This window comes from Proteocatella sp. QWL-06, from assembly GCF_058684135.1.
On the sequence record NZ_CM178755.1, the window covers coordinates 1456303 to 1470916 of the forward strand.

9 protein-coding genes are annotated in these 14614 nt (G+C 35.4%); all 9 read right to left on the reverse strand.

Going from position 1 to position 14614, the window contains the following annotated elements; all coding sequences use genetic code 11:
- Nucleotides 1-34 precede the first annotated feature (34 nt).
- On the reverse strand, nucleotides 35-688 hold the full coding sequence (locus tag AC4PGZ_RS06975) for a vWA domain-containing protein (RefSeq protein ID WP_492157914.1): 654 nt from the start codon (nucleotides 686-688) through the stop codon (nucleotides 35-37).
- An 80-nt stretch (nucleotides 689-768) separates the two neighbouring features.
- Nucleotides 769-1491: a hypothetical protein gene (locus tag AC4PGZ_RS06980; protein ID WP_492157915.1), complete on the reverse strand. Its 723-nt coding sequence runs from the start codon at nucleotides 1489-1491 to the stop codon at nucleotides 769-771.
- 2 nt (nucleotides 1492-1493) lie between these two features.
- Entirely contained in the window at nucleotides 1494-2504 is a 1011-nt protein-coding gene (locus AC4PGZ_RS06985; RefSeq protein WP_492157916.1) for a macro domain-containing protein, read from the reverse strand.
- Between the two features lie 57 nt (nucleotides 2505-2561).
- Nucleotides 2562-4724: an AAA family ATPase gene (locus tag AC4PGZ_RS06990; protein ID WP_492157917.1), complete on the reverse strand. Its 2163-nt coding sequence runs from the start codon at nucleotides 4722-4724 to the stop codon at nucleotides 2562-2564.
- A 183-nt stretch (nucleotides 4725-4907) separates the two neighbouring features.
- Nucleotides 4908-5309 (reverse strand): restriction endonuclease, encoded by a 402-nt coding sequence (locus AC4PGZ_RS06995; RefSeq protein WP_492157918.1) that lies wholly within the window; start codon nucleotides 5307-5309, stop codon nucleotides 4908-4910.
- 718 nt (nucleotides 5310-6027) lie between these two features.
- Complete coding sequence (locus AC4PGZ_RS07000; RefSeq protein WP_492157919.1) at nucleotides 6028-7776, reverse strand: DUF4116 domain-containing protein; 1749 nt, start codon at nucleotides 7774-7776, stop codon at nucleotides 6028-6030.
- Between the two features lie 533 nt (nucleotides 7777-8309).
- Nucleotides 8310-8555: a transposase gene (locus AC4PGZ_RS07005; protein ID WP_492157920.1), complete on the reverse strand. Its 246-nt coding sequence runs from the start codon at nucleotides 8553-8555 to the stop codon at nucleotides 8310-8312.
- A gap of 405 nt (nucleotides 8556-8960) precedes the next feature.
- Nucleotides 8961-11717, reverse strand: coding sequence for a phospholipase D-like domain-containing anti-phage protein (locus tag AC4PGZ_RS07010; RefSeq protein ID WP_492157921.1), 2757 nt, complete (start codon nucleotides 11715-11717; stop codon nucleotides 8961-8963).
- 16 nt (nucleotides 11718-11733) lie between these two features.
- Nucleotides 11734-14613, reverse strand: coding sequence for an anti-phage-associated DUF1156 domain-containing protein (locus AC4PGZ_RS07015; protein WP_492157922.1), 2880 nt, complete (start codon nucleotides 14611-14613; stop codon nucleotides 11734-11736).
- Nucleotide 14614 lies beyond the last annotated feature (1 nt).

Sequence of the window (14614 nt, forward strand, 5' to 3'; positions counted from 1 at the left end):
TAATTCCTTTCTTAGCAACGAAACATTTAGTTATTTATTTCCGTCTTCCACGTTTCTTATAATCCTTTTGAATATCGTTATTCCATCCTTTTGGTATTTCTGAACACTCTCGATATTTAGCTACCGCTTCACTAATAATTCGAAAATTTAATTCAACTCCCTCACTGTCTGAGTGATAATTCTGAGCACGGTCTGCAGAGATACCAAACCGTCCTGCCGTTTCAATAGCATCGATATTTGCTCCGAGGAAAACAAACTCCCATCCGTACTTTTCCTTTTGCCTCTCAATCTGGGCTTTTATTTTTTCTGCTGAGTATTCACGACTTGAGTTTTCTTCACCATCTGTGATTATTACAAACATAACCTTTTCAGCTCGGTAATCATCAGCTGTGTGTTTTTGTGCGTTGCCAATTTTGTGGATTGTCCTTCCGATGGCATCAAGTAACGCTGTTGATCCGCCGACCTGGTACTCCTTCTCGCTAATCGGGCTTACTGCTTTGATGTCGATACGGTCATGCAGTAGCTCATAATTATTATCAAATAAGACGGTTGTGATATGGCATTCACCCTCAACTTCCTGCTGTTTGGCAAGCATTGAGTTGTAACCACCTATTGTGTCTGTTTCCAGGCCACCCATAGAGCCGCTTTTGTCTAATATAAATACCAATTCAGTTAATCCTTTTTTCATTGCAATGTCCTCCTTAAGTTCTATTTTTACTTAAGGATAACATTTATAGAAAAATGGCTGGTCGCTTTTAAAGCGACATATCAGAGTGATAAGTCGAGTTTTGCGAAGTGGTTTCTCCATGGGCTTTGGAGCATATTATCCACGCTTTCTATGATTTTTGATGCATGTTCTGGTTGCAATACAAATATGTAGTCCCGAACCGTGCCTCGCTTAAACGTTAATCCAGTGATAACAGCATTCCTTAGAATAAAATCTTCATGCATCCAATTAAAACGCTGTATGTAAACTGACTCTTGCTCTCGGCAGCGGTGATTGTAAAATATTACGCTTTTCCCTGAGGCAAAATAATCGGTAATCTCGCTTTGGACAACGTATTTATTACTTTTTGAAGATCCAGCAGATACGCTTTTTACAAGCAAGCCATTATCAGGGTCAAGAAAAACAACATCCGTACACCTAAGCACTTCTAATGCTTTAATATGCCAATCTCTGCGTGAGAAAGTTCTCGATGGTGAACAAAGAACTTCGTGGTAATAAACGGCATCTGGAATGAGATTCATATTTTCTAGTGCCGCAACGCTGCGCTTACTATTTACTATTTCTTTCAGAGAATCTCTCAAAGAGTCATCGCAATTGTTATATCTTGGATCTACTATATATCCAATGTGTTTACCGTCGGAATTATGGTCCTCATCTGGAGCTAAGTACCAATTTACTCCAATATCGAGTTCTGACCTTTTGATTTGCCGAAGCAAACCAATTTTCCCAAAATCCCCAACATCTCCAGCATATCTATTTTGCATGCTTACCCTCCCAGCAACGGCTGATCGTATTTGAACAGCACTTCGTTGATCTCAAAAATGTCATATTTACCGCTGACAATAAAGTACTCGACAATAACATCGAACTTCTGGCTGTGGGAAAGTGCATAGCCAGCCCGCTCCAAAAGATCATCTGTTTCATCAAGTGACAATTCCAGCGCCACCGCAAGGGCAATCGCTGTGCGTTTACTTGGTGTATATCCTTTTCCGGTCCTGATTTTTGAAAACAACTTTCGATCAAGGTTTGCGCGCTTATATATTTCCACATCCGTCTTGCCCTTGCCATCAATCAACCGGAGGAGAGTCTCAGAAAAAGGCTCATCAAGGCTGCCTACTAAATCTTCAATACTTTTACCTATCTTCGATGATTTCATAGGTAATGACGCGTTATAGCTGATAAGGTCAGATTCTTGCATGGCTTCGAGTTCAATATCAAGTAATTTACGCCGAGTAAGTTTGTGCTCAGCGACATAGTACTCATCAATATAGCTTTCAACTTCACCTATTAGCTTCTCGCTTAGCAAAAACACCGCCTTATCAAATACGACAAGGTATACATCCAATTCATTTTCTATGAGAAAATCCTTTATAGCTTTAGTTGCAACTCGAAGAGCTTGGTCTTTTGGATAGCCATAGATACCACTGGAAATCAGTGGAAATGCTATACTTCCACAATTGTTCTCTATTGCTCGTTTCAAGCTGTTTATGTAGCAAAGGCGTAGTTGTTCTTCCTCACCATTTTTACCACCTCGATATACGGGTCCTGCTGTATGAACAACATACTTGGCTGTCAGCCCGAAGCCTGGTGTAATTACCGCATATCCAGGTTTAATCGGCGCAAGTTTGTCGCAGGCTATTTGCAATTCAGACTCACCTGCCGCCTTGAATATATCCTCGCAAACGCCACCGCCCATTTGTAATGCGGTGTTTGCAGCGTTGACGATTGCATCAACCTTCATTTTTGTAATGTCCTGTCGTACTATGGTAAATGGCATTAGCACACCTCCAATAACAAATTTTATGTTTTTATAATCACTTGTTTCATTGAATTATCAGACTACATGTTCTATTTTCCAATACTTATCAAAGTGTTCTCCAACATAGTTATCTCTGAAACATTCCTCGAACAACAATACTATATCTTCTTTAGTCTTTCCATTTAAATCCACCTCAAAATCATCAATGGAATGAGAATTTACATCAAACAATTTTTTAGCACCACTTTGGTTTTTATAAAACTCTGTCTTATCAATAATATTAAACTTTGTATAGGTCTCAATAATTCTTCTAATTGGATTTAAGAGCATCTCTGCACTTGCATTTTCGTCATCATATAGATACCTTGCATCCTTCCACAGAGCTTCATAATTAGTTTTAAAATCGTCTTCTGGTGTATTTATATATTTAATTTTTGTTGTTGCCCTATTGGAAACAAGTCTTATAAATCTATCAGTTTTGTATTTTCTACCATATTTCACATTCAAATAAAAGTGATTATTGTGAGTGAGTATGATCATTTTGTCGTCACTATGAATATTTTTCATTAAACATTGTAGCTCATCGATTATCATATACTGCATGGTATCATCATTTGAATTCATAGGATCATCAAATACAATAAGTTTTTTGCTCTGACCCGCTTGACTATCCCCAATTTCATTCAGCTTTTCGATGAAATATAAGAAAGCAATGATATTCTTTTCTCCTGTTGATAATTGAGTAATGTCCCTTACTGTATTTGTTCGCAAACATTTTACTCTATAGAATCCAACATCTCCTTCATTATCACAATGGTCCAATTCGAAGGAAACATGATTCTTAAGTTTATCACTTACGATTTGGGCCAGCATCTTTTCATCTTTAGTTTCTTCTCTTAAAGATTTAATTTCTCCCTGAAGAAGTCTTATCTTATTATCAAATCCGTCTTCTCCTTCGATTTTTTCCTTCTCAGAGTTTAACTCTCCAAGTGTTCTCTTTTTTTCAATCTCTAAATGACTCAATTCGTTAATGTGCACATTATATTCATATTCATCAAGAAGTATCTTAATTTTATGAAAGCGTAATTTCTCTCTAGCTTCAATTTGCCTTTGCATTAGATCTTTCTCGTTATTTTCCTTAACTAATTCATCATATTCTTTCTGAATGGATTCAAACGAAGGAGGAATCTCAAGTTTCAATTTTTCACTTTCTATGAAAATATTACTTTTCTTTTCTTGAAGCGCTTTGAAAAGGTTCTGTGTAAAATCCTCGTACGATGTTAACAATTTCTCGCTGCCAAATTTAATCGCATTTACCCTTTCATGTAGCTCTGGGTAAAAATTTTCTAAACTAATAGTTACATTACTAAACATTCGTCTAAGTTTATCTATATCACTTAATTTCAATGTTATTTTCTCTTGAAACGCTTTAACTTCATCAGCTGAAAAGTAACTTTCCAATTCTAAGAACACATTTTCATTTATTTTATTGCCACAAAATGAACAGACATCACCATTCTGATGACATTCTAAACCAGCTTCTGCAAATTTCTTTTTTTCTTCGTTGTTTTCAAGTCTATGTATGATAACCTTTTCTTTGACTTTACACTGTAAAATATCATTGACACTTTTCAAATAGTTTTCACAATCAATTATAGGGAACTGAATATTCTGAGCCACCTTGGCTTCAGATCGTAAAATAGACTTCAAGATATTAATTTCGGCATCTTGAAGCAATTCAGCCTTGCTAATTTCACTTAAAAATTTTGGTGCAGTATAATTAGCATCAGAAATCTGAGGACTTGTCTCATTCTTAATCTTTGCCGCTGCAGTTGTCCTAAATAACTTTATATCTCTATCTTTTGTATCAAACTTTAATATAGCAGATTCATGCTTTGTCCAAAAATTTTCTACATCATCATCAGGTTTTGTTATCGTTTTTAATAATGTGTTTTTTTGCACAGCGAGCGATTCAATCATCGATGTCTTTTCTTCGACTTTTTGATTTATAGATGAGTTTTCTTTACCTAACACAACTGCATTTAAGCGCTTATTTTCATCTACAATTCCTTCAAACCCCTGAAATATTCTAGTATCATAGTCATTAATTTGCTTATTAATCAATTTCGTTATTGTAGATTTACCAGTTCCATTCTTACCAAATACGAAATTAATCCTCTTATCAAATTCAATCTTATCTTCTTGAAAAATATTTTCACTAGTTAAATTAAGCTCCATATTAATCCCCTTTGTATATTAACCTCACTTTATGCTCGCTATTTGCGATCATACAGTGAGCTTTGAATACTTTCTTTATAATCCCCTTTAAGTAGTACTACTGAAACATCTCTCGTGCTCTATTGAAATCTAATTTTTATATTCTTTCTATCAATGAAGCACGAACAAGCAATCATATTTTTTTTACATACTTTCTTTTACACCGAACTTTGTTTTAAAATCTTCATAGCTATTAACCCAATTGAATTTAACCAGTTCTGATACAGCTTTAAAGTGCAATTCTCCGCAACGAATTTTTTTTACTTCAACATCAGTTAAATTTTTTTCGAGCTTTCCTGCTTTTGTTTCTACGATAAAGTAAATGCCTACTGCACCTGATTCAAGCCCATCATTTCTGCAAACAACAGCCCAGTCGGGAGAGTAGTGTCCATAAGGGGTGTCGATTACAAAACCACCTTTTTTAAGCTTGGTGAACAAGATAACATTGTCGTTTTCTTCAAGTTTTTCGGCAAATTCTTTTTCACCCTTGCTGTCCATTTTATAAATTTCATAGGAAGTAATATTTGCGGCTTTTGCATCATTCAATCGTACTAAATCTTTTGAGTCACTATGTCAAGAATGTCTTGGAAATTAAGAGCATCTCTTTTTTTTTAATTCCGATCAGCATTTTAAAAATAGCTAGTCGAGGCAGGAGGGTATGGTGCATGATGTAATTAAATATCTCAAAATCGCTTTTTGGAATATCTACCACTTTGCTTCTACTGCTCAATAAAAGCATCCAATGGAATGCCATAATCATAACATCTCTGTTGAAACATTTTACTTGCCTCATCCATTGCAATTCCGTAAGTATCCTCACCATTATAAGTGCGGGTACCATGACCAGCACAGACGTTACCAAAATTAAACTCACAAGTAGAGCAATCTACACTTACCGTTTTGTCTCCAGTATTAGCTTTCTGCCTTCTTACTTTATCTTACATTATATACCTTCAAAGTTCACATCTTAGTTAAAATAAAATGTTTATTCACCATACTCATCCCTTATCCGCATCTCCAAACTACTCAGATACTATGGTATCAAGCCGCCTCAAACCCTTGATATTGATTTCTTTCATATATTGTTACACTTTTCTTCATAAGGAAATACAACTACTGTATATTGTGTCTCAAGGGAATGATTCGTACAATATATTGTGTGAAAAATATAAATATTCCCCCATATAGTAGGATGCCTTAGTTGCCAAACATGACAAATCTGAGATTACTCCTTTTTATTCGAATGTATCTACCGGCGCTTTATTTAATCAATTGGGTCTATACCATAATTTTTGATATAATAATCTCCGTTTGGACAAGTGTCAATTAATTCTTGAATGAATGCTCTTGTTCTTAGCCTCTCAGGGAAATTATAACCAAGCGAATATGGAGATTCATATGCTACATATAAAAGGATTTCTTCTGTAACAAATTCTTCGGGTATATCCCTAACAGAAAAAGCAGAAACAGTAATTGATAGATTACACATTTCCTGTGTAATAAGATTTTTTGGGATACGATCTATTACAGTGCCCCCAGACCTATAAACATACTTCAAAGCATGAAGACAGATTTCCTCTGTTAGAATCTCTTTAGGTATTTCATCGAATAAATTCGAAGAATCTCTTATAACGGCCATCGCTAATTCCTCGGTAAATAAACTACGAGGAACATACTTTACAGCAGACCGTGATTCTAGTACAGCCTCGAGACACAACTCATATGTAAGTAGTGATTCTGGAACATATCTTAAATCTTCGCCGTCTTTTTTTACTGCAATTAGGCAGACATCGTGGTCCCTGTAATCTTCTGGTATTTTGCTGAGACTCATACCAAACTTTGGCTGCTTAATTGCTGCAAGACACATATCCTTATCCATAAGATGCAAAGGCACATATTCAATTTTCCATCCAACATCGTTTACTGCTATTCTGCACATTTCTTTTGTTTTCATTGAGTCTGGAATTCTTTCAAGAAGATAGCCACTTTCTTTGACCGCTCTTAAGCACATATCTTCGGTCTTGTACTTATTTGGGATATGCTCCAAGTTCCACGGATAGCAATCAAATGCAAACTCGCAGAACTCTCTTGTGCGAAACTTCTCTGGTATATACTGGAATGAGAATCCATCTGCTGTCACTGAAGCTTTACATATATCCATTGTTATCCGTTCTTCAGGAATAAATTTGAGCATTAGACGATGTGATTCGACAGCAATTTTACATATGTCTTCCGACTGAAGAAGTTTGTCTAAAGGAACGTTATGATTACCAACACTCCATAATAATGGATTCCCTTCACCGAAAGATATATTAAAACTATGTTTAGCGAAATCTTTCACAGCATCTTGAAAGTATGCTGAATTTATAAATTCCCAGCACGTATCATGATCATAAAACGAAGTATGAAGTAAGCAAAAAATTTCTCCATCTTTTTTAACGGCCTCAGATGATGTGGAAAATCCCATCTTCTTAATAGCAATCTGACAGAGTCTTACTGTCCTATTTTTCTTAGGTATATGCCATAAGAACTTAGGATCTTTGCTTACGAGTTCAATATAGTAATCCGTTTTTTTCAAAGAATCTGGTAAATAACTAATTGAGCTATACCCCTTCTTTTGTAAAACCTTTAAGCAAAAATCCGGTGTGATATATTCAACGGGTATATATTTAAATGATTCAGGATTTTGTAGTGCTGCCACCAAACATAATTTATGTGTCTTAAGCTTATCTGGTACATACTGAAGTGCTAATCCATCCGAGGCTACAGCTAACGTGCATATATCCTTTTTAAGATACTTATCAGGCACTTTATATAACATACTACCTGTTGATTCACAGGCAGCTTTATAGATTTCTTCTGTTCGGTATTCGTCTGGCACGGAGTATAATGCGATGCCATCACTTTCTACTGCAACCATACACATAGCATAGGTGATATTCTCTTTCTTAAAGTATTGCAGATGCCCACCACCATTTTTTCGAATTGATTTTATTCTTTCAGCTTCAGTCATAATATAGTCTCCTTCAACGATATATATTGAATAAGAACACCACTTAATACTAATCAAAGTTTTAAACAAACCGATAAATATACTCTGTATCATGTTATTAACTCATACTTCGCACATTAACATTATTTATTAACCTTGAAAATTAATATTTGACAGAAATCAACTATCTTAGATATACAAACCAGGACACTTTTTGGTTGATGAAGGAAGTGCCTCAAAGAAGGAATCCATAAATTTCTCCAGCTGACCAAATGTAGGCGAAAGCTTATCTGCTAAAGTTGATAAAAATGCATCCATAAGCATTTGAAATGCCTGCATCCAATTTATGTCAGCCATCTCATCCGCTATCAGATTTAGCTGTCATTGCATCATAAGACAAAGATCGGCATTCCTTAGCCAGTTTTAGATATAATTTGTATACCTTGAAAAAGACTTCTATTTCCAATATTTTACCATATATTTTGATGATTTCATTTTTATCCAAGGTTATGTTTGTAGAAATTATTGCAAGATAGTTTTTCTTCTTGTTTCGGTTACTTACGAATACAATTTTTGCCGTAATCGAGACTTCGTCTTTGACTACATTTACAATTGCCGTCAGACCAGCCAAGAGTGAGAAGGCGGAAACCTTTTTTGTATTTTGAATTTGCATGATAAAATACTTTTGAAAGAAATTCAACATTCTTGGACTTATTTCTTTCAAACATAGTGTCATCAACGATAAAAATATTTATGCGGTCTTCATCAGTGAGCTTCTCGATAGTTGTTCTTACAATCATTTACGAAAACATTGTCGTAAAGCGGAGCCAGTTTATGTATACCGATTTTACAAATCGGTATACAGCATCCTTAGCGAAGCTATTTAAACGCTTTTCGGACGTCATCTCCATATACATGCTTCTACTGAAGAATACAAGAGAAAATCTTAAAAAACTGGATATTCTTGAATAAACAGTATTATCAATTTCGCATTTTTGTGTTATTGTTTTCATAGCATGAATCTTCGGTTTTGATTTATTGTTTCTGATAACTCAATTATACCAAAAACGGGGCTTTCATGCTTTTTATTTGTCAAATACTATTGAATTTTCAAGGTTCATAGGCACTTTTTGATGTGCGAAGTATGAGTAATTTACTAAAAGTTATTTCTAATCCCTATAAATCAACCATACTCTATTCTTGATCTACATCCATCCTGCCAATAGCTGCTTAAGTTTTTCATTATTATCTAACACAAAAGTACACGCAGCCCAATCCTCTGTAACTGGCATCTTTGTTTCATACTTCATAGTGAATGGATTTCTTTCTGGGATCCTATCAATTCTTTCTTTTGCTTCTTCAATATTATTTAATGCAACCTCAATCCAGACGTCTTCAAGCGTATCTGGAATTTGACCAAACATATCTTTGATGCTTTTAAGTCTTGTTGATAGTACTGTATGAACTTTATCTTCAACTGAGCCTTTATACCTCATGTTAAAAATTTTTACTTCAGCTGCAGCTTGACCAATTCTCTGAATACGACCTTTTCGTTGTTCAAGTCTAGTCGGATTCCAAGGTAAGTCAAGGTTTATCAATGTGCTAAGTGTCTGTAAATTTAAACCCTCACTTGCTGCATCTGTTCCTACCAGTGTTTTAATTTCATGATTTTTAACTTTTGCTTTGATACTGTCTTTTGTGTCTTTATGGTGGATTCCATTAATAAAATATCCCGACTTGTCTCCTCCAGCATAAAGACCAATTGTATGATCTTTAAGATCTCTTGATAATGATAGTGCAACAAAATAAGCACTGTCATAATACTGAGAAAAAATAATGCATCCGCTATCTTTCCACGGGGTATCTTCGTCTTCAACTCCATTTGTAAGAATATCTAATACTTTTAGATACTTAGGGTCATTATCATGATTCATAGAAAGCATTTTCACGAGTTCCCTCAAACACTCTATTTCAGCGTCAGTGAGTTTTTTAACTTCACTTATATTTTCATCATAATCATCATCTTCTTCAAATATAATATCAAATTCTTCCTGTAGTATTTCTTTTCCCGCTTCTGTCCAAGCCAGCATTTTTTTAGCTGTATTATCTCCAGCAAGAATTGTGCTGCCGATACGCTTTAAAATAAGAGTAGACATGAAGCCTCCCGCTTTGACTCTAGTTGAGAGCAACGAACAAAATTCTTGAGCCTTTAAATAAGCTTGCCTTAAATAACCTTCAAGTGGTATTGCCCCGTCATCTCCCTCACCATATAAAGCAACTTCTATTTTTTTTAGATAAGTTTCACCTGTATTAGGGTTGACTGTATTCTCCAAAAAATCTCTAGTTCTCCTAATAATATGGCGAATATATGGATTATAATTAGCTACAAATTCATCAGTTGTATATAGTATTTTAATGCTGTCTTTCTTTGAGCGTGTGAGCGATGAATAATAATCTGCCGGCAAAACATAGGTGTCATCTGAAATATCTAAACGGTCTCTTATACGATTTATTCTATCCTGAGCAGAAACGCTTCTTGTAGGTAATGGATTTCGAATAATATCCCACATGGTAATTTCGCTTTCAGGATACATTTCGTTACCACAAACCATATCAAGCATATACTGTGGTTTCTTATGCCACTCACTATACATATCACCCATTATTTTATTTGTAGGTAAACTTAAAACATTTATTAAATCAAATGCTTCGATCGGGTTAATTTGAACTGGTGTAGCCGTTGCTAAAAGTAAACTTTTTGTTTTGAATGTAATCTTATTTAGAAATTGTAATAAATAGTTTGGATCTGCTTTGTTCTTATTTGGATCTTTTGTTGGATTTCTTCTTCTTGCTCTATGAGCTTCATCTAAAATTACACATTCATAATCTTTTTGTATGAGTAACTCGGAAGCCTCTGTTCTACGCGAAACAAGTCCTTGAGAGATAATACCTACCTTACGTGGACATTTTAAGATAGATCTTGTATTTTCTGCTTGATAAAAATATCCGTTTTCATCTTGCCAACCACTCCCAGTCCAGACGGCACTAGGCATATCCAGAAGGGTTTTCATCTCATCTTGCCATTGCCAAACAAGGGTTTTAGGGACAATTATAAGCACGGGTTTATCCCCATAAAGGGCCATCAGTTTTGCAGACATAGCAAGTTGTAAAGTTTTACCTAAGCCAACTTGATCAGCAAGGAGAAATCTTGCCCCACCATCATTTTTGTGCTCTTTGAAGGCTAGCTCAACAAAATATTTCTGATGTTCCCAAAGGCCGAACTCCTTGCGATATACTGGCTCTTCTACAGCAGCCGAAGGGAGTATTTCATCTGAATTTTCCCGCCAATCCTTCAGTCCTATAACAGTTCTTTTTGATATTCTATCTATATCTTCTATTACAAAATCACAAAGGTTGACCGCGTATTGACTAGTCCAAAAATAATCAAATTCCTCTTGAACCCAATCAATTGATTCTTGTGATGTATCTTCCCAGAGCATTTCGTAGTTTAGGGTAAATGCACTTTTTGTTTCATTAATACTTCCTATAAAAGATGTTTTAGTCCCATCTTTATACGTAATAACTCCGGCTTTACCGTGCATTAACCCATATATTTTGTCTGGTATGACACGTACTTGTAATTTACCACTAATAAGCAACTTATACAGACGTGAAAGTCGTTTAGAGCTTTCAGGAGAAGTATATTTTTCCTCTGGTGCAAACTCACACCACTCTTGTTTCATTTTTTGTGCATAGTTTGCAACAGCTACATCTTCTGGAGAAAGACCCGAGTTACAAATAACCCGAACTGTTCCTTCTACATTTTCAATGCTCTCACCCGCAACTTCAAGAATAGATGAACAAAAATATCCCGCTATTCTATCATAAAATACCGCATTTTTAAGTTTCTCTATTAAAAACTGTTGATCCAATTTTTGTCTTCTAGAAGAATAACGGTTCATCTTAGAACTCCTTTAATTAAATATTATCATTTACAACGAGAGAGTAAAGCAAATCCGCCATATTACAACTTTCATTCCAATGCTCAGTCATGTTATCTATATCTTTGGCATCTTTTATAAAGCTTAATAACTGTTTAATCATATCTCGCTTATCCCAATAATTTGAAAGCTCATTTTTAATAAATCCAAGCGCTTTAGTTGGATTTTCATCTTCCTTTATCCCTGTATATATGGCCATAAAAATTGTTCGTAGAAGTGATTTTTCAAAATCAGGAATATCATTTATTGTTCTTCCTGCCATTTCAGTCGGCGTTTTAAGTCGAGCGGTATTGGCTTTTTCGCTTGCCATTAACTGGCCATATCCTCCGATATTAAAACCACGTGCAAACTCTTGATAAGTACCGATTTGATAATTACCATGCTTTTCACTTTCAAGACCCTTAATATAGAATTTTTCAGCATTTGAAAGGTCTTTCCATAAATGGCTTTCAAAATCAAGCGGGATTACGCAGTCGTAAGCAATTTTTTTAGCAGATTCAATAATTTTAACAACACTACTTTGTGTAGGGTTATTTATCGCAAGATTTAGTTCATAATCCAGATCGAGATCTTCAATTGTTTTATATGAGGTTAACACTTTTAATGATGCTGCATAGGCAGCAAGCACAAAGTCAGGGTCTGAAAAATTCGGTTCCTCTTTATTCTCAAGCTCCAACATACTTGCAATTTGACTTCTCACTTCAGCACGAATATCTGAATTTATTTCATCTAAAAAAGCCATATCTTCGCCTGTTTGCTTTCGCAGAACAAGCAGCACAGTCCCTTTTACATAATTCCCATCTTTTAATCCAGCAGCATCAGTTTCTGTAGCAATATTCCAAGCTGCAGTAACACGAAGTCCAGATTTCCACATAATCAATGCAAGCTGTGCCCAAACAGCTGGATCGCTATGAGTAAACATAACAACTTGCATTCCATCATCAGACATATTATTCGTAAGGTTAGTATATATTTCAATCATAGTTTGAGCAAAATGCTCATCTCCTCGAACAGCAAGAATACGTTTTGAATCAGTATACCATTCTGGAAAAGCTTCTTGTAAAAGGCGTTTATCCCATGCTAAGAAAAACTCTGACAATTCATGATAATTTACAGCATCAGCGTAAGGTGGATCCGTAATCCAAAAGTCACAGATATTATTAATATCTCGTGCATCAATTAATTTTATTATTGTATTATTTTTAAACTTATGTTGATTAATTTCAAAACACCATTGACCCCTAACCGAGTGAGAACTCCGACAAACATAATTCATCATCGTATTGAAAGACTGATTATAAAACGTTTGCTTTCCTCCATCTTCTCTTGACGGATCCCACCTGCACAATGTCGAGTTGAAATCTACACATTTATTTAATGCTACAATAAACATTGGTAACATTTTTTTATTTTCTGCAAGAAGTGCATTGCCAACAAACAAATTATTAACAAGTAATTGCCTTGCATTAAACAAATGACTCCAATGAGTCCAACCTCGCTCGCGTATAACCTGATCTGTGTTAAAACCACTTTCTATCGCCATGCTTGGAATGAGACCTTGTTCTTGCCAGCTCACAAAATTTTGAGCAACAATTTTCTTTATCTTTTCTTCATTGGCCAAATCTCTCTCGGTTGGGGCTCTATAGTAGCGTTTCCCTTCAGTTGTTTCATATTTTATAGCATACAAACGCTCGCTATAAACATCATTATCTCTAAAATCAAAATCGTACTTATCCCACTGTCGCAAACCATAAACAGTTTTACCGTTTTCATCATTTCTGTCACCACGCAAAATTGATATTGGTGTAGTTTTTCCACAGCTTGGACACACTAACCCTTTGCTTGTTGCCGTACCATTGGCTGCTATTTCAATTTCTTCTGCAGATGCGCTCATTTTAACATTGATGTCATAGCCTGCTCCGTTTTTATTCAAAATAGCAACCGTTTTTGTACCTTTGCCTATTACCCAGGAAGGTGCCAGAGGCACTTTGACTCCACACTCTGGACAATTTGCTTCGACACAATATAAATAGCTGACTGCCCTTTCACCTTTTTCGTTATGCTCTATACCCAGTTCAGTAATTTCCTTATCTGCTGCGTCAAATACCAATTTTTGAAACTTCTTAATTTCATCTAATTCATCTTCTTTTGCCCCAAGAATATTAATGTTAGACCAAGTTAGAAGTCCTGCAACGGGATTTAAATCACTTCCATAAGCTTTTGCACCCATACGGGCAGCTTCAAAAGGAATGCTGCCTCCACCAGAAAAGCAATCGCCAACTGTTATTAAATGACCATATCTTTTCATTGAAAGCTGCTCTACTAACTGTTGTAGAGAATGTGCACTGGTTCCTAAATGATGATTGATAGCATTCCAACTATCATTTCTTAATGAAGTTAATTGTTCTGGTCTCACACAGTATTTTAACTTTTCATCATATCCAAGCGTTTTAAAAAGTCTTGTTTCAATATCATCCTTATCTTGACATGCACTTATTTTGATTTTGTTGCCATCAATTTCAAACCACTCACTTAGGTATTGCCTGAAATGTTTGTTGTTTTGAGCAATTTCATAGAGTTCTTTTACAGAAAAAGGTTTTTGCTTTCTATCTAACAGTCCATCATTATCCATAGATAATATTTTTAAAAACATATCCATATCGGCCTTTGGATTATCGCTGCAAGGCATAAGGCACCCTAAGATACAAGCTCTAACAAGAATCAACGGCTTACGCCCCCACCATTTTCCAAGCCCAGTAAGAGTCTGACTAGCGCCTGCTTTTCTCTCTTTATAACTCTCTTTACTTATCTTACTGACTGGAAACTGTTTTTCTATAAAAGACATCGTATTGTCCATT

Excerpts from the sequence above, each read along its gene's own strand:
- AC4PGZ_RS06975 (WP_492157914.1), bottom strand. The coding sequence starts at position 688 with ATGAAAAAAGGATTAACTGAATTGGTATTTATATTAGACAAAAGCGGC.
- AC4PGZ_RS06980 (WP_492157915.1), bottom strand. The coding sequence starts at position 1,491 with ATGCAAAATAGATATGCTGGAGATGTTGGGGATTTTGGGAAAATTGGT.
- AC4PGZ_RS06985 (WP_492157916.1), bottom strand. The coding sequence starts at position 2,504 with ATGCCATTTACCATAGTACGACAGGACATTACAAAAATGAAGGTTGAT.
- AC4PGZ_RS06990 (WP_492157917.1), bottom strand. The coding sequence starts at position 4,724 with ATGGAGCTTAATTTAACTAGTGAAAATATTTTTCAAGAAGATAAGATT.
- AC4PGZ_RS07000 (WP_492157919.1), bottom strand. The coding sequence starts at position 7,776 with ATGACTGAAGCTGAAAGAATAAAATCAATTCGAAAAAATGGTGGTGGG.
- AC4PGZ_RS07005 (WP_492157920.1), bottom strand. The coding sequence starts at position 8,555 with ATGATTGTAAGAACAACTATCGAGAAGCTCACTGATGAAGACCGCATA.
- AC4PGZ_RS07010 (WP_492157921.1), bottom strand. The coding sequence starts at position 11,717 with ATGAACCGTTATTCTTCTAGAAGACAAAAATTGGATCAACAGTTTTTA.
- AC4PGZ_RS07015 (WP_492157922.1), bottom strand. The coding sequence starts at position 14,613 with ATGGACAATACGATGTCTTTTATAGAAAAACAGTTTCCAGTCAGTAAG.